The sequence below is a fragment of the Pseudoponticoccus marisrubri genome (assembly GCF_001482405.1).
GTDB classification, from domain to species: domain Bacteria; phylum Pseudomonadota; class Alphaproteobacteria; order Rhodobacterales; family Rhodobacteraceae; genus Pseudoponticoccus; species Pseudoponticoccus marisrubri.
Window position 1 is genome coordinate 119,957 of sequence record NZ_LPXO01000005.1, and the last position, 17,592, is coordinate 137,548.

Sequence of the window (17,592 nt, forward strand, 5' to 3'; positions counted from 1 at the left end):
GCCGTACAACCGCACCCGCATGCACGGTCTCCATCGCCTGCTGACCGGCCGGCCCCAGGCTGCCGGATCATTGCGGACCCGGCCGGCGCGTCCCGCCGACCGCTCGGAGGGCGCGACATGACCACGACACTTGCCCTTTGCTATGCCGGCCTGGCCGCGCTGCCCGTGGTCATGCACCTCGCCGTCACGGCAGGCGCCCCGCTGGGCCGGCTGACCGTGGGCGGGCGGTTTCCCCGCACCCTGCCACCCGCCTGGCGCGTACTGGCGCTGGTGCAGGCCGGGCTGCTGGTCACCATGGCCGGTGCGGTGCTGGCGCGGGCCGGCCTCGGCGCCGCGCCGCTGGCCCCGCTCTTCTGGCCGGCGCTGACCCTGACGATCCTGTCGCTGGTCGCGAATGCCGCCAGCCCCTCGCGCCCGGAGCGGCTGCTCTGGACGCCTGTCCTGTCCCTCATGGCCGCCGCCGCGCTTGGCGTCGGCTTCCTCTGACCCGGAGACGCTCCATGAACGTTCTCGTTGCCGGCGCGACCGGCTATCTCGGGCGCTATCTCTGCGCCGAATATGCTCGGCGCGGCCACCATGTCACCGCGCTGGTCCGCGATGCGGCCCGGGCAGAGGGGCTGGCCGACCTGCTGGTCGAGGCCGAGGCCACACGGCCGGAAACCCTCAAGGGGCTCATGGACGGGGTGGATCTCGTCGTCTCGTCGCTCGGCATCACGCGGCAGGCCGATGGGCTCGGCTACCGCGAGGTCGACTACCAGGCCAACCTGAACCTGCTGCGCGCGGCCGAGGCCGCCGGAGTCGGCCGCTTTGCCTATGTGCATGTGCTGAACGCCGAGGCCATGGCGGGCGTGCCGCTGGTCGAAGCGAAATCCGCCTTCGTCGCGGCGCTACATGCCTCGGACATGGCCGCGACGGTGATCGCGCCCACCGGCTATTTCTCGGACATGGGCGAGATCCTGGCGATGGCGCAGAGCGGCCGCGTCTGGTTGTTCGGGGACGGAACGCGGCGCCTGAACCCCATTCACGGTGCCGACCTCGCGGTCGCGACCGCCGAGGCGACCGAGGCGGGGCGCGGCTGGGTCGAGATCGGCGGCCCCGACGTGATGACGCAGGCCGAGATCGCCCGCGCCGCCTTTGCCGCGCTGGGGACCGCGCCGCGCATCACGTATCTGCCGGACGTGTTGCGCCGTGCCGCTTTGGCCCTCCTGCCGATCCTGCCGCGGCGGATCGGCGGCCCGGCGCGCTTCTTCCTGACCGCGCTGGGGCAGGACATGGTCGCGCCGCGGTTCGGCACGCGGCATCTGGCTGATCATTTCGCGGAATTGGTTGCCGGGTCTGCTCATGCGCCGGAAGGGGGCCATCCATGACATTTGCCAAGGCCGGAGGGCTCGCCGCGCTGACCTGCGCCGCGACCTACCTTGCAGGTTTCGCCCTGCTGCTCACCGTGCTCGCTCCGCTGGGGTTCGGCACGGATCGGATCGACGCCGCCGCGGTCGTTGCCTTCATCGCGGAGCGGCCCGCTGTGCTGATCGCCTGGAATACGGTGATCTATGTCGTGAACGCGCTGGCGCTCGTGGTGCTGGTCGTGGCGCTGCGCCAGCGGATTGCGTCAACCAGGCCCGATGCCGCGGCGCTAACCGGGGCGCTCGGCCTGGTCTGGGCCACGCTCGTGCTGGGCGCCGGGATGATTGCCAATGTCGCCGTGGAACGCGCCCACACGCTGGTCGCCGACCCCGAGGCCGCGGCCGCCCTGTGGCAGGTGCTGCACGCGGTCGAGCTGGGTCTCGGCGGCGGCAACGAGATCGCCGGCGGCGCTTGGATCGGGATGGTCAGCCTCGCCGGACGGGCAAGCGGCGTCTTCGGCAAGCCCATCGCCTGGCTCGGGCTGCTGACCGGGGTCGCCGGGCTGCTGACGGTGTTTCCGCCACTTTCAGAGAGCGCCGGCGCCGCATTCGGCCTTGGCGCCATCGCCTGGTTCCTCTTGGTCGGTGGCGCGCTCTTGCGGCCGGGTCGGCAGGGTGTTCAAGCCACGCGCGAGCGGTCGCATCCGGGACAGGCGCGCGGGCCCGTCCGATGCTGTTTCCGACTGACCTGACAGGTGACGACGGCAACACGGCGCCTATCTAAGCGATATGCAAGACCTCGAGATCCAGACCTCCGAACAGCTTTGGGCCTGGCTGGCCGAGAACCACGCATCGCCGAACAGCCTGCGTCTGGTCACCTGGAAAGCCGCGCATCGCGAGAAACATGTCGGGCGCGAAGAGGTGCTCGACGCGCTGATCGCGCATGGGTGGATCGACGGGCGCCGGTTCGTCGTGGACGCCGATCGCACCGCGCAACTCATCTCGCCGCGCAAGCAGCAGGCATGGTCGAAGAGCTACAAGGACCGTGCCGAACGCCTGAGGCGCGAGGGTCGGATGCACGCGGCCGGCGAGGCCGCGATCGAGGCTGGCCGGGCCTCGGGGCTGTGGAACTTCTACGACGATGTCGATGCGCTGATTGTGCCCGAGGATCTTGCGGCCGTGCTTGATCACGGGAAATGGGATGCGCTTGCCCCGTCCTACCGGCGCAACATGCTGCGATGGATCAAGCTTGCCAAGACCGAGGCAACGCGGCGCAAGCGGATCGACACGGTCGCGGCCGCGACGCGCGAGGGCCGAAAGCTACCGCAGATGTAACCGGTGCGGGTCTGCCGGGCGGGCCTGTCCGGCATCATGGACGACGTGCCGGTGCCGAACCTGCGCGCCGTCGTCTATGGCCGGGAGGTGCCGGTCGGCGCGGTCAGCCTTGAGCCGCACTTGACGCCAGATCCAGGTCCGACCTCACAGTCGGTTGCCGCCGCCACGGAAGCTCATTCGCTCTCGTCCTCGCTCTCCTGCTCCGAGGTCCACTCGGTCACCGCGGTGACGGCCACCTGCGACGCGGTCGGCGAGAGCGAGACGTAGTCGCTTGCCTCACCCGAGGGCGGCGCCGAGCGCACGGTCATGCGGTAGGCGCACCAGGCGGCAATCGCCAGGAAGGTGCCGGCGATGAACAGCCAGAACCCGTCATCCCCGATCACATCCATCATCTGCCCTGTGATGAGCGGGCCGGCAATGGCGCCAAGCCCGTAGATGAAGATCATGCCGCCGGAGGCGGCGGGCATGTCCTCGAGCTCGAGGTAGTCGTTGCAATAGGCGATCAGCAGGGAATAGAGCGGCGAGGCCATGCCGCCCATCATGAAGCCCGTGCCCAGCAGCACCGGAAAGGCGGGGCCCAGGACCCAGGGCGTCAGGCTGGCAGCGCCGCCGATCACCGCGACGCCCAGGATCAGCAGGCGCCGGTCGAAGATGTCCGACAGCCAGCCCACCGGGACCTGGAAGACGATGGAGCCGAGGAAGATGGCGGCGACGAACAGCGTGATCCGGCCCGTCGACAGGCCGATCTCGCTGCCATAGACCGAGGCCATGCCAAGCTGGGCCGCGAACACGCCGCCCAGCAGCAGCGTGCCCACCGTGGCAAGCGGCGAGGTCTGGTAGAGGCGCTTGAGGCTCATCGGCTTGATGTTCTCGGCCAGCGGCACCGGGCTGGCCGACAGCAGGATCGGCGCGAAGGAGAGCGAGACGAGGATCGAGGCCACCGCGAAGACGGCAAAGGTGTCGACCGGGGTCACGCCGACCAGCACCTGCGCGCCGACAAGCCCGAAGGTCTGGGCCAGCATGTAGGCCGACAGGATGGTGCCGCGGGTCGTGTTGGTCGCCTTGTCGTTCAGCCAGCTCTCGGCCGAGACGTAGACGCCCGACAGGCAGAACCCCAGCAGCAGGCGGATGACCGCCCAGGCCCAGGGTTCGACGAAGATCGGGAAGGCGATCAGCCCGGCCGACATGAACGAGCCGAGCGCCGCGAAGACGCGCACGTGACCTACGCTTCGGATGAAGCTCGACGCCAGGCGCGAGCCGATCAGGAAACCCGCGAAATAGGCCGAGGTCACGACCGACAGCTCGAATGTCGAGAATCCCTCCAGCCCGCCGCGCACGCCCATCAGCGTGGACTGCATGCCGTTGCCGATCATGATGAGGAGCACGCCGAATAGCAGGGCCCAAACGTGCAGGATGACTGTCATTTCGGGACCTCGCGGCATTCGGGTCTGTGTCCGCGGCACCCTTGGGCCAGGCATCCGCGCGCCCAGCCCAACTATGTCAGGGCCGCGATTGCAAGCGCCGATGCCCCCGGACAGGCGGAATTTTTCCGCCGTGCCCGTGTCGTGATCGCCGGCGCGGTCGCAATCGGCTTGCGTGACCCGGCGGGCGCGGCCATGCACCCCGCAACCGGGGCGGGGCACCTGTCATGGGCCTGTCACGGGAATGCGACAGAAGCGGCGCACGAAACAGGACAGGTATCAGGAGGCAGCACCGGAATGGACGGCGGGATCGAGGTCCACGAGCTTGGCAAGACATATGCGGGCACGCCCGCCGTGGATGGTGTGAGCTTTCACATCGCGCCGCGCGAGCTTTTCGTGATCGTCGGCGAATCCGGCTGCGGCAAGAGCACGCTTCTGCGCCTGATCGCGGGGCTCGACGCGCCCGACCGGGGCACGATCCGGCTGCATGGCGAAACCGTTGCCGGCGCGGGTGTCATGGTCTCGCCCGAGGCGCGTGAGACGGGGTTCGTCTTCCAGTCCTATGCGCTCTGGCCGCATATGAGCGTGCGGGACAACGTGGCCTTTCCGCTGCAGGCGGCCGGCATGGCCCGCAAGGCCGCGGCCGAGGCGGCCGAGCCGCATCTGCGGACGGTGTCGCTCGACGGGCTGGCCGAGCGCCGGCCCGAAGCGCTGTCGGGCGGGCAGCGGCAGCGGGTGGCCTTGGCACGCTGCCTTGCCGGCGGGGCGCGGACGATCCTGATGGACGAGCCGCTGGCCAATCTCGACCCGCATCTGCGCGCCACGATGGAGCGGGAGTTGCTGGGCTTCCACCGCTCCTCGGGCGCGACGACGATCTACATCACCCATGACCAGCGCGAGGCGATGGCGCTGGCCGATCGTATGGCGGTGATGCGCAATGGCCGGTTCCTGCAGGTCGGCACCCCGCAGGAGATCTATGACCGGCCGCGCTCGCGCGAGGTGGCCGAGTTCATCGGCCATGGCGCGGTGGTGCCGGTGCGCTACGGCGATCACATGGCGGAGCTGGACGGCGTGCGCTTCCCGGCAGAGGCCACCGCGGGGCAGGCGCCTGGCGATGCGCTGGCGATCCTGCGCCCCGAGGCGATCGAGATCCTGCCCGGGGCAGAGCCCGGGGCGCTGACCGGCACCGTGCGCGAGACCTTCTATCGGGGCGGCACGTGGGAGGCCGAGCTGGAGCTGGCCGGCGGGGCGGTCCTGACTCTGTCGCATGGCGCGCCGCTGGTGCCGGGGCAGGGGGTCTGCGTGCGCATCCGCCACGGCTGGATCCTGCCGGGCTAGGGTATGCGGGACCCCGAGCGCCTCTTCCCGGCCGGTGCCGACCGGCTTGCCCATATCCGGCGGGTCATGCAGACCGCCCGCGCGTTGGAGGCGCGCCGGTGCTTCGGCGGCCGGCTCGTCCTGGCAGCCGCCTATCACGATATCGGCTACGCCCCTTCGCTGGTCGTGACCGGCTTCCACCCGGTCGACGGCGCGCTGGTGGCGCGGCGCGACGGGCTCGATACCGAGATCGTGGATGCGGTCCTGCACCATTCCGGCGCGCGGGCACTGGCGCAGCGCAGCCGCCCCGACCTGGTGGCGCACTATGGCCCGGTTTGCCGGATGATGGACACGGCGCTCAGCCGCGCGCTGACCTTCTGCGACCTCCGCTCGGGCCCGCGGGGCGAGCGCCTGTCCCAGTCCGAGCGGTTGGCCGAGATCGCGGTACGCCATGCCGGCAACGCCGCGCTTCTGGCGGCGATGGAAGAGGCTCGGCCGGATTTCATGGCCATCGAGGCCGAGTTCGGGCCGTGTCTCGCTGCGCCGCTCAGATCCGCCACGGAATGACGCCCGGCGGCGCGCGGCGGCCCAGCCGGTCCAGCAGGACCATCAGAACGATCGTGGCCAGCACGGTGACCGAGGACATGGCCGCGGCCAGCGTGGTATAGCCGCCATCCTCGTAATTGTAGATCGTGGTGCCGATGGTCTCGTTGCCCGTCGACCAGAGCAGCGCCGACACCGTGACCTCGTTATAGGCGGTCAGAAAGACCAGGATCGCCCCCGAGGCGGCCGCCGGCGCGATGAGCGGCAGGAAAATCCGCCGCATCCGCATCAGGAACGGTGCGCCCGCGATGCGCGCGGCCTCGTCCAGCGCGGGGTCCAGCTGCACATAGGCGGCCGAGACCGGCTTGAGCGCGATCGCGAAGAAGGCGCAGAGATAGGCGAGGAAGATGATGCCCAGCGTGTTGTACAGCGAGACCTCGATCAGTGGCAGCGGCTTGATGAAGGCCAGGATGAAGGCGATCGAGATCACGAGGCCGGGAATGGCATAGGTCATCTCGGCCAGCGTGGCGAGCCCGGTTGCCAGCCGCCGGGCCGGCCGGCGCGGCGAGGTCATGAAGCGGGCAAGGAAGATGCAGCCAAGCGCGATCAGAAGGGCCGCCGCCCCGGCGGTGAGCGTCGAGTTCAGGAAGGCCCGTGCGGTGGCCGACTGGCGGAACAGGATCTCGGTGAAATTGTCGAACGTGACCGTCTCGGCAGTCAGCGGCAGCCCGTAGGTCGAGACCAGCGCCGTGGCCACGAGCGCCGTGATCGGCAACACGAGTGTCGCCACGATCAGCAGGACCAGCCCGGCCTCGGTCCAGGGCCGAAGCGGCCCCAGCGCGATATGCAGCGGCGGTTGCGGCGGGCCGATCAGCCGGGCGCGGCTGCGCGCCAGAAGCGTCGTCTGTGCCAGGATGATCCCCACCGAGACCAGCGCCAGCACCGCGGCTATCACCGCCACGTCGGTCAGCACCGAGGGGCCGAAACTGGCCAGCCTCTGCCAGATCAGCACCGGCAGCGTGATGTAGCGCGCCGGGATGCCCAGAAGCGCCTGGATCCCGAAATTCCCCAGCGCCGAGACGAAGGCCAGCGCGAAACCGGCGATCAGCGTCGGCGCCAGCAATGGCAGCAGGATGCGGCGCAACAGGTAGAGCGGCGTGGCCCCGGCGATGCGGGCGGCATCGCTCATCTCGCGCGGCAGCGCGCGCAGCGCGGCCAGCACGACGAGGAAGACCAGCGGCGTGTGCTGGACGCCCAGCAGGAAGATCATGCCGCCGGCGGAGTAGAGCGGATGGGTCGCGCCCAGCTCGGGTGCAAGGCCCAGCGTGCGCAGGATCGGCGAGGACGGCCCCATCGCCTGGATCCAGGCGATAGCGGTCACATGCGGCGGGATCATCATCGGGATCAGCAGCAGGAAGGCAAAACTGCCCTTCCATCGGATATCGGTCAGCCCCAGCACCAGCGCGATGCAGGTGCCGGCGACCAGCGACAGCGCCGAGGAAAAGAACGCGGTGACCAGCGAATGGGTGAGCGCGCGCAGGACCGACCGGCTGGACAGCGCCTCGCTCAGCGGGCCGAGTGACAGCGCGCCGCCCTCCGTCAGCCCGATCCGGGCCAGAAGACCCAGCGGGAAGACAAACAGCGCGATGGCGACAAACGTGATGGCGGCGAGGGTCACCCCCTCGCCGCCGCACAGCTTTCCGAGGACTTTCAAGAGGTCAGCCGCCGAAGATCTCGGTGAACTTCATCTTGTTGTCCATGTCGTTTTCCAGCGCCTGCGCCGGGTCGAAATCCAGCAGCTTGATGTCGCTCAGCGCCGGGAAACCCTCGGGCGGGGTGACGCCGGGATGCGCGGGCAGATAGCCCATGTCCGTGGCCAGTTGCTGGCCTTCCTCGGAGATCAGGAAATCGACAAAGGCCTTGGCGGCATCGGGGTTCTGCGCGGTCGACAGGATCGCCGCCGGCTCGGTCACGGCCGAGACGCCTTCCTCGGGGAAGACGAAGGCCACGGGCGCGCCCTTGGCCATCTCGCGGATCGGCAGGAAATCCACGACGAAACCATAAAGCTTCTCGCCGCCGGCGATCGCCTTGTAGGTGCCACCATTGCCGCCTTGCGGGTTGGCGCCCTGCTCGGCCAGGCCTTCGTAATAGTCCCAGCCCAGGTCCGGGTGCGCGGTGATCGCGGCCATGTGGATCGTGGCCGCGCCGGAGGTCAGCGGCGAGGGCATTGCCAGCTTGCCGGCGGCGTCTTCGGCCAGCAGGTCCTTGTAGGAGGTCGGCACCATCTCGGCGCCGGTGTTGTAGACGATGCCCGTGGTGATCAGCTTGGTCGAGAAGTAATGGCCCTCATCGTCCATCAGCGCGGGATCATAGGCCGAGGTGTCGGCCTCGGGATAGGGCATCAGCCGGCCTTCGGCTTCCAGCCCTTCCATGGTGACCATGTCGGCGATCAGCAGCACGTCGGGCTGCGGCGCACCGGCTTCGAACTCGGCGCGCAGCTTGGCCATCACCTTGGTGGTGCCGTCGCGGATCCATTCGACCTCGACATCCGGATATTTCGCCTCGAAGGCGTCGACCGTCTGCTGGGCGTCGGCATTGGGCTGCGAGGTGTAGAGCACCAGCTTGCCCGAGACATCGGCGGCCACGGCGGTGGAGGAGAGAAGAACGGCGGCAAGCGCCGGAAGGACAGAACGCATGAGGGTCCCCGAGTTGTCGTTTCGATCAGGGGCGCTCTAACATCGCTCTGCGACAGTTTGCTGACACGAGCGGTCGGAATTTCCGGGTTTTCGGCCTTGTCGCCGCAAGGGATACGCCCCCGCCGGCATGGCCTGCGGCGGGGGGGCGTCGTCGCTCAGGTCAGCTGCAGCCAGCGGCGCAGGGCCTCGGTCGTCCGGTCGGGCTGTTCCAGCGTGGGCAGGTGGCCCGCGCCGTCGATCACCTCGAGCACCGAGTTCGACAGAAGGTCGTGCATCAGCTCATGCCGGGCGACGGGGCAGAGGCGGTCATCGCGCCCGCACAGCACCAGAGCCGGCCCGAAATAGGCGCGCAGCGTGTCGCATTGGTCGGGCCGGTCGCGCAGCGCCAGCGACTGGCGGATGAACACGTCGGGGCCCAGCGACAGGGCCATCTCCATGCAGAGCGCGAGGATCGCGTCCCGGTCCGGGCCGTCGGTCAGATAATTGGGCTTCATCTCGTCGCGCATCACCGCATGCAGCTGCCCGGCGGCGGCCTTTTCCATCTGCGGCGCGCGCCGCGCCTTGACGGCCTCGGCCTCGGCCAGCGGGTTGGTGTCCAGCAGCGCCAGCCCCGCCACGCGGCCGGGCGCCTGGCGCAGCACCTCCATCGCGACGATGCCGCCCATGGACAGGCCGGCCAGGGCAAAGCGCGCGGGCGCCTGCGCCAGCACCTCGGCCGCCAGCGCCTGCACGGTATCGGCCGAGGTGATCGGCAGCACCTGCGCGGGCAGCGCGTCGGTCTGCGGCGCGAACAGCCGGGCATCGCACATCATGCCCGGCAGCAGGATCAGCGGCGCGCCCATCAGACCAGCGACGCGCCTTCGGCGAGCGCGCCCAGCTTGGCATAGGCGATCTCGGGATCCACCGCGCCGAAGCCCGCGAAGGTGCCGAAGCCGCAATCGGAGCCGGCGATCACCCGCTCGGCGCCCGCGATCTCGACGAAACGCCGGATCCTCTGCGCGACCAGCTCGGGGTGCTCGACGAAATTCGTGGTCGTGTCCACGACGCCGGGCACCAGCACCTTGTCGTCGGGGATGTCGGCACGGCGGTCGCGGAACACGGTCCATTCATGGCCGTGGCGGGGGTTCGACGTCTCGAACAGCACGTAGCGCGCCTTGGTCGCCATCAGCGTGTCGAACATCTTGGCCATGGGAATGTCGCAGACATGCGGGCCCTCGTAATTGCCCCAGCAGATATGCACGCGGACCCGGTCCATGGGCACGTCGGCCAGCGCATGGTTCAGCGCCTCGACATGGGAATTGGCGATCTTCAGGAAGTCGTCATCGCCGAGATCGTTGAACAGCATGTGCCGCGACAGCGCGAGGTCGGGGCAGTCCAGCTGCAGGTCGAGCCCGGCGGCGATGATGGTCTCGTATTCCTCCTTCATCGCATCGGCCAGCGCGGCAAGATATGCCTCGCGCGAGGGGTAGTGGTCGTTCTGCAGGAACAGCGAGATCACGCCCGGCGAGGCCGCGTTCATGAAGCCGCGCTCGACGCCCTGTTCGGCCATCGCGGCCTTGAGGTTGGCGATGTCCTTCTGCAGCTCTCCCTGCCCCTTCGAGCGGACTTCGCCCACGCACATGGGCCGGGCATATTTCGGCGTGCCGCCGTCATCGGCCAGCCGTTTCAGGAAGCTGGGGAACAGCTTGAGATCGGCCGGTGCGTTGCGCGGGCTGTCCCCGTCGAAACCGGTATAGCGGTCCTTCACATAGGTCGCGTAGCTGATCTTGGAGGTCTCGCCATCCGACACGATGTCGATGCCGGCGGCCCTCTGCTTCTGCACGGTTTCGTTGACGGCCCGTGTCATGCAGGCATCAAACGCCTCCGCGTCGTACTCCTTGCCATGCTCTCGCGCGAAGATGAAGTCGACCACCTCCTGGCTGCGGGGAAGCGATCCGACATGGGTGGTCAGAATGCGGGTCATCTTGGGTCCTCCTGTCGGGGGCGTGTCGGGTCTGGGGTGGCGGCCCGGACGCTCCGGGCCTGCCATGTCTACATCCGGCCGGCTTGCGTCGTCGCCCGGGGGGCGTCCCGGGTTTGGGCGACGCGGTGGCCGCAAGCCATGGCCGGCTCAGGCATCCTTGCGCGCCATCATGACGCTGTGATCCTGGGTCTCGGGGTCCTCGGCGAGGAAGCCGGTCAGGCGCAGGCCGTTCTCTTCGAGGCAGGCGGCGTACTCGGCCGGCGAGAGCGAGGCGTGATAGACCGTCTCGTCGCCCACGGCCCCGGTGACCTCGCCCGCCCGCGGGCCGACCGTCGTCAGCAGCGACCCGCCGGGGGCAAGATGGCGGGCCATGCGCGCGATGCAGTCGCGCTGCGCCGCGGGGGTGAGGTGGAAGAAGCTGTTCCACGCCACGATCCCATCGAACCGCTCGGGCAGTTCGAAATCGCGCATGTCGCCCTGCCGCCAGTCGCCCTCGGGCCAGCGCTCGCGCGCGAAGGCCAGCATCGCCTCGGCGATGTCCAGCCCCGTCACGGCAAACCCCTCGGCGATGAACCAACGCGCGATGGGCGTGCCGGTGCCGCAGCCGAGATCGAGGACCCGCCCGCCCGCGGGCAGGCAGGCCGCGAACCGCGCCAGCCAGCGCGCCTCGAAGAGCTCGCGCGAGCGTTGCGCGTCGTAGATCGCGGCCTGCCGCTCATAGACGTCGCGGATATCCTCGGGCGCGGCGGTCATCCCTTCCATGTCGGCCCGGGGACATCGTCGGTCCCCACGATGTGGTAGAGCGCCGCCTCGCCGGTCATCGAGGGCACCGCGCTATGCGCCAGCCCTTCGGGCACCGACATGGTGTCACCGGGGGCGAGCGTGGCGCGCCCGCCATCCCAGTCGACGCGCCAATGGCCCTTGACCGGCATCAGCACGCTGGGCCGGTCATGGCTGTGCTTGGCCTTGGTGGCCGAGTCGGGCGTGATGAAATCCACCTCGAAGCCCGGCCGGTCGCGCAGCAGCCCGGTCTCGCCGATGACCTTGCAGGGCGCGCGGTCGGCCAGCGCCACCATGTCCCAGTAGCGCGCCACGTGGTTGGGCAGGACCTCGGCGGTGGTGGGCTCGCCGCGCTTTGCCAGTTCGGCCTCGGACATCAGCGGCATCGGCGCCACGCCTGCGGGCAGGCGCTCGCCCTTCTTGGTGTCGTAGAGCTTGCCCGTCTCGGCCAGCACCAGCCCGTGATCGGCGGCATCCTCGATCACCTGCGGCGCCCAGTTGACGCCGCCGCCGGCATCGTCGCCGCCCAGGATGGCCATGATCATCCCGTACTCGGTGCCGATATTCTCGAAACCGCGGAAGATCCCGGTGGGGATGTTGAAGATGTCGCCGGGCTCCAGCGTGACCTCGCCGGCCGTGCCCCAGCGGCCCCAGAAGAAGCGCCAGCGCCCGGACAGGACAAAGAACACCTCGGCGGTGTTGTGGTCGTGCAGCGAGTTGCGGACGCGCGGCGGCTGGCCGGCCGCGCCGATATTGAACCCGTGCGGGATGGTGATGTGGACATGCTGGTCGGGGCTTTCGGACACGCCGCCGCCGATGATCGTGAAATTCTCCTTCTGGTCGCTGCCCGGCGTGTGGGCGTCGATGAAGGCAGTCTTGCAGGGGATCAGCTCGCCATAGCGGACGATGCGTTGTTCCATCTCTTGCGGTGTCATCTGTCAGGTCCTTTCGGGATGTGATGTCTGAATGTCAGGGTTCAGACATCACGCCCCGGGGGATGCGGGTTCAGCCGTTCCGCGCGACGCGCCTGGAACAGCATGTGCAGCCGCCGTGCAGCCTCGGACTGGGTCATCAGAGCTCGCCCGTGTGCAGCAGGATCTGCTTCCAGATCGCGGTTTCGTCGAACAGCGTCCATTCCCGGCGCAGCTTGACCTGGCCCGAGATCAGCTCGCCCCACTCGGCCTGCGAGATGCCCAGCACGTAGACCTCGGCCCCGGTGGGCGCACCGAAGGCCCCCCATCCGCTGTGCCGGCCATGCAGCGACCAGCGGATGGCCGAGCGCGGCGGCATGTTGGGATCCTCGCGGCCGATCTGGTGATCGATGGTGAAGGTCGCGTCCGGGAAGGCCGCGCGCAGCCCCATCCAGAACCCGTCGGCGGCGGCCCAGCCATGGCCCGTCTCGCCGCCAGGGTATTCCAGCTGCGCGGCGCGATCATACTCGGCTTCGATCGCGGCCATGTCGGCGCCCATCAGCCGCTGTAGTAGATCCGCGTGGCGCTGGCCCCAGGCATTGTCATTGCCGCGCCCGGTATAGGGGCCCGCCCGGTCGGTGGCGGGGGTCAGCGGCCGCACGCAGGATTGCGGCCCGCCCTCGCGCGCGATCAGGTCGCGGGCATAGTCCTTCGGCTCCCAGCCGATCTGCCGCACGATGGCGGTCTGGTCGCGGATCAGCCACTCGTCGTCGATGGCGTTGTCCCTGGCATGGCAATCGGCCAGGATGCGGTACTGCAGCTTGGCGCCCGAGGCGGCGCCATAGACCCCGTCGCGCGCATGGGTCGCGGTCGAGATGATCCGGTGCGAGGAGAGCATCCCCTCTTCGGGCGTGCCGGACCAGATGACATCCTCGCCCAGCAATTCCCGGTCGGGAAATTCCGCCAGCGTGGCCATGGTGGCCGCGATCACGCCCTGGTTGCCCACCACGACCGATGCCGGCGAGCGCACCACGATTTCGGGCGCATAGTAGTGATGCAGCGTGGCGATGCCGCGATCTTCCCAGATCTCCTTGGTGATGCCGATGATATAGTCGGGAAAATCGGCGAATTTCGGGTCGAACCCCTTCATTTCTTCCATCCTTCCGGAATTCTTGCCGAACTGCGGATCTGCAGTTCGCTGTCGATTTCGATCTGTTGCGGTGTGGCGCCGGGCGTCTCGATATGGTCGATGATCATCTCGACCGTCGCGTCCACCATGCGGTTCACCGGCTGGCGGATCGTGGTCAGGTCATAGGCGCCCCAGCTGGACAGCGGCACGTCGTCATAACCCACGACCGAGATGTCCCGCCCCGGCACCAGCCCGGCCTCTCGCAACACGTCCATTACGGCAAAGGCCATGTGATCATTGCCCACGAAGATCGCGTCGGGCCGGGTGGGGCCGGCGATCAGGTCGCGCGCGCAGTCCATGGCGATGTCGCGCTTGTACATGCCGTCGATCAGCGCGAAGGGCGCGACCCCGGCCTCTTGCAGCGCCGACAGGAAACCGGCCTGCCGGTCGCGCCCGGTGGAGCTGCCCTGCCAGCCCGCGATATGGGCGATGCGGTCATGCCCGCCGGCCAGCAGGAACTCGGCCGCCTTGCGCCCGCCCGCTACATTGGCCGAGGTGACCGAGGGCAGGCCGCTGTCATTCTGGCCGCGGTTGAACAGCACGACGGGGATCTGCGCGGTCTTGGCGCGGTTGGCGAGGGTGGAGCTGATCGCGACCGAGGCGGTGATGATCCCGTCCACCTGGTAGTCCATCATCTCCTCGACCACCGCATCCGCCTCGCCGATCGAGTTGTAGGCGGTGAAGATCAGGATGTGATAGCCGCGCGCCTGCAGCGCGACGGACAGACGCTCCAGCGCCAGCGGGTAGAACTGGTTTTCAAGATAGGCCACCACGACGCCGATGATCCGACTCTTGCCCGAGACCATGGCCCGGGCCAGCACGTTGGGGCGATAGCCCAGCTCGGCCGCGGCAAGGCGCACCTTCTCGATCGTCTTGCGCGAGGCGGAGGCGCCGGGCGTGAACACCCGGCTGACCGCCGACTGGCTGACACCCGCCCGCGCCGCAACCTGTGCCGATGTGACCTTGCCGCGTTCCATCAATCCGCCGTCCAGCCTCCATCCACCAGCAGCGACGTGCCGGTGACCAGCGCCGAGGCCGCGCCGGCCAGGTAGACCACCGCGCCCATGACATCCTCGACGGCGCCGACGCGGCCCAGCTTGATCTTCTCCTCAATCCACTTGACGCGCTCGGGATTGTCGAAGGTCTGCTCGGTCAGGGGCGTGCGGATGAAGGTGGGGCAGATCGCGTTGATGCGGATGCCCGCGCGGCCCCACTCGATGGACATGGCCTTGATCATGCCGTCCAGCCCGTGTTTCGAGGCGCAGTAGACCGCGCGGTCGATGCCGCCGACATGGGCCATCTGGCTGGAGATGTGGATGATCGAGCCGCCCTGTCCGGCCGCCTGCATCGCGCGTGCCGCCTCGGCCGACAGGAAATAGGCGCCGCGCAGGTTCACCGCCATGACCGCGTCGTAGTCGGCGGGATCGGTCTTCAGCGCGGGGCCATGCCGGGCCAGCCCGGCGGCGTTGACCACCACGTCGAAGGGCGCCGCGGCGCAGAGCGCGCGCACGGCTGCGGTGTCAGCCACGTCCAGCACATGCGCCTCGGCGCTCAGCCCGGCCTCGGTCATTGCCGCGACGGCCTGCTCCAGCCGCTCGGCACCCCGGGCGGCACAGACCACATGCGCCCCGGCCTCGGCCAGCGCGACTGCCGCGCCCAGCCCGATACCGGACGAGGCACCGGTGACCAATGCGCGCCGGCCGTCCAGCCGGAAGGACGGTGTGCGGGGCAGGTCCATCACGTGTCACCCACCGGGAAGGGCACCGACCCGGGCACGCGGGCCTTGTTGAACTCGCGCAGGCGGGCAAACACGTCGACGCCCAGCTGCCGATAGGCATCGAGAATGTCGACCATGACCCAGTTCTCGCGGATGCGGCCCTGTTCGAGACGCCAGAAATCGAGACTGCGCATGGTGATCCGCTTGCCCGACGGCGCGATGCCCATCCAGCCGTCATGGGTGACGGTCTGAATCATGTTGGGCCACCCGGTGACGGCGACGTAATCGTTGTCGCCGAAGAAGTGATAGGTGATCTCGTCCACGTACTGGCCGCGATCGGGCATGCCCGCGAGGAACGGGATCTGGTGCCAGTTGCGGAACCCCGCGATGCCGCGCCCGGTGCCGATGCCGGCGGGCCCGTACCAGTTCATCGTGTCATGCCAGAAGCGCGGCATCTCCATCACCTCGGCGCCGCCCTGGCTGGGATGCTTCTTCAGGTGGTCGAGCATCTCGACGATGATCCGCTGGCTTTCGCGGCTGTGCGCGTCATCGCGATCGGGCCGGATCAGCCCGTCGCCGGTGGCGGGCCCGGGGATGCAGAACTCGCGCCCCAGCGACGGGGCCATGGGCCAGGCATTGGCCTGCATCATGACCTCCGGGATGTCCCAGAGCGCCTGGTACTCGACGACCTTGCCATCCTTGAAGCGGTAGAATTCGTGAAAGCGCATATGGGCGAGGTGCCCGGTCGGCGGGATGTCGAGGAACGGGGCGACGAAGGTGCCGATGAAATGCCCCCCGCAGCCGACCCAGTCGCCGCCGAAATCGTCGGTGCCGGCCATGACGATCCAGTCGCGCCGCTCCACGTCCGGCCAGGCCGCCCGCAGCACGGCGAGCGCGGTGTCGTGAAAGGCCTGTCCGCCGGTCATCTCGCCGAAGGGATGGGCCAGCCGGAACACGGCCTCGGGCGCGCAGAGCGCGTCCAGCGCGGCGCGGATCGCGGCCTCGTCCCAGTCGTATTGCGCGGCGCGCAGCGGGGCGAGCGCTGCCTTGTTCGATGCATGGGTCATTGCGCGGCCTCTCCGTAGGGGACGTTCTGCCCGCCATAGCGGCGCACGCGGACATTGCACTGCTCGGCATGGCCCACGAAGCCTTCGAGCATGCAGAGCCGCGAGCCATAGGCGCCGATCTGCGCCGCCGCCTCGTCGGTGGTCACCTTTTGATAGCTGTGGGTTTTCAGGAACTTGCCGACCCAGAGCCCGCCGGTATAGCGGCCGGCCTTCTTGGTCGGCAGCGTGTGGTTGGTGCCGATCACCTTGTCACCATTGGCGACGTTGGTCCGGGGCCCGAGGAACAGCGCGCCATAGCTGTGCATGTGCTCGAGGAACCAGTCGTCGCGGTCGGTCATCACCTGCACGTGCTCGTAGGCCATGTCATTGGCCACCTGCAGCATCTCGTCGTAACTGTCGCAGAGGATCACGTCGCCGTAATCCTCCCAGCTGGTGCGCGCGGTCTCGGCGGTGGGCAGGATGGCCAGCAGCCGGTCGATCTCGGCCAGCGTATCCTCGGCCAGCTTGCGCGAGTTGGTGATCAGGCAGGCGGGCGAGTTGTAGCCATGCTCGGCCTGACCCAGCAGGTCGGTGGCGCAGAGCTCGGCATCCACCGTCTCGTCGGCGATGACCATGGTCTCGGTCGGGCCGGCAAAGAGGTCGATGCCGACGCGCCCGAAGAGCTGGCGCTTGGCCTCGGCCACGAAGGCGTTGCCGGGTCCGACCAGCATGTGCACCGGGTCGATCGTCTCGGTCCCGATCGCCATGGCGCCGACGGCCTGGATGCCGCCCAGCACGTAGATCTCGTGCGCGCCGCCCATATGCATGGCCGCGACGATCGCCGGGTGCGGCTCGCCATTCACCGGCGGGGCCGAGGCCACGATGCGGGGCACCCCCGCGACATTGGCCGTCAGCACCGACATATGCGCCGAGGCCACCATGGGAAACTTGCCCCCGGGCACGTAGCAGCCGACCGACTGCACGGGAATGTTGCGATGCCCGAGGATCACGCCGGGCAGGGTCTCGACCTCGATATCCGTCATCGAGGCGCGCTGCGCCTCGGCAAAGCGGCGGATCTGGTCCTGCGCGAAGCGGATATCCTCCATGTCACGCGCGCTGACCTTCTGCATCGCCGCCTCGATCTCGGAGGCGGAAAGGCGAAAGCGCTCGGGCGCGTAATTGTCGAATTTCCGCGACAGCTCGCGCACCGCGGCATCGCCGCGCGTCTCGATATCCTTCAGCGTGGCTTCGACCGCGGCGCGGACCTTGCTGTCATCCTCGACGCGCTCGGCCTCGGGCTTGCTGGTCTTGAGATGCTCGATCGTCATGCG

18 protein-coding genes are annotated in these 17,592 nt (G+C 68.8%); 6 read left to right on the forward strand and 12 right to left on the reverse strand.

Annotated features, from left to right (window positions below; genetic code table 11):
• Positions 1-117: 117 nt before the first annotated feature.
• Genes AVJ23_RS10245 through AVJ23_RS10260 form a run of 4 tightly spaced genes read left to right on the forward strand, consistent with a single transcriptional unit; the run spans position 118 to position 2,678 of the window.
• Positions 118-486, forward strand: coding sequence for a hypothetical protein (locus AVJ23_RS10245; protein WP_058862096.1), 369 nt, complete (start codon positions 118-120; stop codon positions 484-486).
• Between the two features lie 14 nt (positions 487-500).
• Positions 501-1,367: an SDR family oxidoreductase gene (locus AVJ23_RS10250; protein ID WP_058862097.1), complete on the forward strand. Its 867-nt coding sequence runs from the start codon at positions 501-503 to the stop codon at positions 1,365-1,367.
• Positions 1,364-2,095, forward strand: coding sequence for a DUF4386 family protein (locus AVJ23_RS10255; RefSeq protein WP_084794455.1), 732 nt, complete (start codon positions 1,364-1,366; stop codon positions 2,093-2,095). Before AVJ23_RS10250 ends, AVJ23_RS10255 begins: the two co-directional genes overlap by 4 nt.
• 37 nt (positions 2,096-2,132) lie before the next feature.
• Positions 2,133-2,678, forward strand: coding sequence for a YdeI/OmpD-associated family protein (locus AVJ23_RS10260; RefSeq protein WP_058862098.1), 546 nt, complete (start codon positions 2,133-2,135; stop codon positions 2,676-2,678).
• A 173-nt stretch (positions 2,679-2,851) separates the two neighbouring features.
• Here AVJ23_RS10260 and AVJ23_RS10265 read toward each other — a convergent pair whose 3' ends face one another.
• Positions 2,852-4,102, reverse strand: coding sequence for an MFS transporter (locus AVJ23_RS10265; protein ID WP_058862099.1), 1,251 nt, complete (start codon positions 4,100-4,102; stop codon positions 2,852-2,854).
• Positions 4,103-4,396: 294 nt separating this feature from the next.
• On the opposite strand from AVJ23_RS10265, the gene AVJ23_RS10270 reads away from it, so the two are divergent.
• Positions 4,397-5,437, forward strand: a complete 1,041-nt coding sequence (locus AVJ23_RS10270; RefSeq protein ID WP_058862100.1) for an ABC transporter ATP-binding protein — start codon at positions 4,397-4,399, stop codon at positions 5,435-5,437.
• A 3-nt stretch (positions 5,438-5,440) separates the two neighbouring features.
• Positions 5,441-5,983, forward strand: a complete 543-nt coding sequence (locus AVJ23_RS10275) for an HD domain-containing protein (RefSeq protein WP_058862101.1) — start codon at positions 5,441-5,443, stop codon at positions 5,981-5,983.
• Here AVJ23_RS10275 and AVJ23_RS10280 read toward each other — a convergent pair.
• The 11 genes from AVJ23_RS10280 to hisD form a co-directional block, all read right to left on the reverse strand.
• A complete protein-coding gene (locus AVJ23_RS10280) occupies positions 5,964-7,673 on the reverse strand; it encodes an ABC transporter permease (RefSeq protein WP_058862102.1) in 1,710 nt (569 codons plus the stop codon). The genes AVJ23_RS10275 and AVJ23_RS10280 overlap by 20 nt on opposite strands.
• 4 nt (positions 7,674-7,677) lie before the next feature.
• Positions 7,678-8,655: an ABC transporter substrate-binding protein gene (locus AVJ23_RS10285; protein WP_058862103.1), complete on the reverse strand. Its 978-nt coding sequence runs from the start codon at positions 8,653-8,655 to the stop codon at positions 7,678-7,680.
• Positions 8,656-8,810: 155 nt separating this feature from the next.
• Positions 8,811-9,497, reverse strand: a complete 687-nt coding sequence (locus tag AVJ23_RS10290) for an alpha/beta fold hydrolase (protein ID WP_240484600.1) — start codon at positions 9,495-9,497, stop codon at positions 8,811-8,813.
• On the reverse strand, positions 9,497-10,618 hold the full coding sequence (locus AVJ23_RS10295; protein ID WP_058862104.1) for a cobalamin-independent methionine synthase II family protein: 1,122 nt from the start codon (positions 10,616-10,618) through the stop codon (positions 9,497-9,499). The genes AVJ23_RS10290 and AVJ23_RS10295 overlap by 1 nt, the downstream gene beginning before the upstream one ends.
• Before the next feature lie 147 nt (positions 10,619-10,765).
• Positions 10,766-11,380, reverse strand: a complete 615-nt coding sequence (locus tag AVJ23_RS10300; RefSeq protein ID WP_099045493.1) for a class I SAM-dependent DNA methyltransferase — start codon at positions 11,378-11,380, stop codon at positions 10,766-10,768.
• Positions 11,368-12,333 carry a cupin domain-containing protein gene (locus AVJ23_RS10305; protein ID WP_058862106.1) on the reverse strand — a complete coding sequence of 322 codons (966 nt, stop codon included), beginning with the start codon at positions 12,331-12,333 and terminating at the stop codon, positions 11,368-11,370. The genes AVJ23_RS10300 and AVJ23_RS10305 overlap by 13 nt, the downstream gene beginning before the upstream one ends.
• Before the next feature lie 136 nt (positions 12,334-12,469).
• Positions 12,470-13,459 (reverse strand): nuclear transport factor 2 family protein, encoded by a 990-nt coding sequence (locus AVJ23_RS10310; RefSeq protein WP_058862107.1) that lies wholly within the window; start codon positions 13,457-13,459, stop codon positions 12,470-12,472.
• Complete coding sequence (locus tag AVJ23_RS10315) at positions 13,456-14,475, reverse strand: LacI family DNA-binding transcriptional regulator (RefSeq protein WP_058862108.1); 1,020 nt, start codon at positions 14,473-14,475, stop codon at positions 13,456-13,458. The genes AVJ23_RS10310 and AVJ23_RS10315 overlap by 4 nt, the downstream gene beginning before the upstream one ends.
• Positions 14,475-15,236, reverse strand: coding sequence for an SDR family NAD(P)-dependent oxidoreductase (locus AVJ23_RS10320; protein ID WP_058862109.1), 762 nt, complete (start codon positions 15,234-15,236; stop codon positions 14,475-14,477). Before AVJ23_RS10320 ends, AVJ23_RS10315 begins: the two co-directional genes overlap by 1 nt.
• Positions 15,236-16,282, reverse strand: coding sequence for an ester cyclase (locus AVJ23_RS10325; RefSeq protein ID WP_058862110.1), 1,047 nt, complete (start codon positions 16,280-16,282; stop codon positions 15,236-15,238). Before AVJ23_RS10325 ends, AVJ23_RS10320 begins: the two co-directional genes overlap by 1 nt.
• Positions 16,279-17,589 (reverse strand): histidinol dehydrogenase, encoded by a 1,311-nt coding sequence (hisD, locus tag AVJ23_RS10330; RefSeq protein ID WP_058862111.1) that lies wholly within the window; start codon positions 17,587-17,589, stop codon positions 16,279-16,281. Before hisD ends, AVJ23_RS10325 begins: the two co-directional genes overlap by 4 nt.
• Between the last annotated feature and the right edge of the window lie 3 nt (positions 17,590-17,592).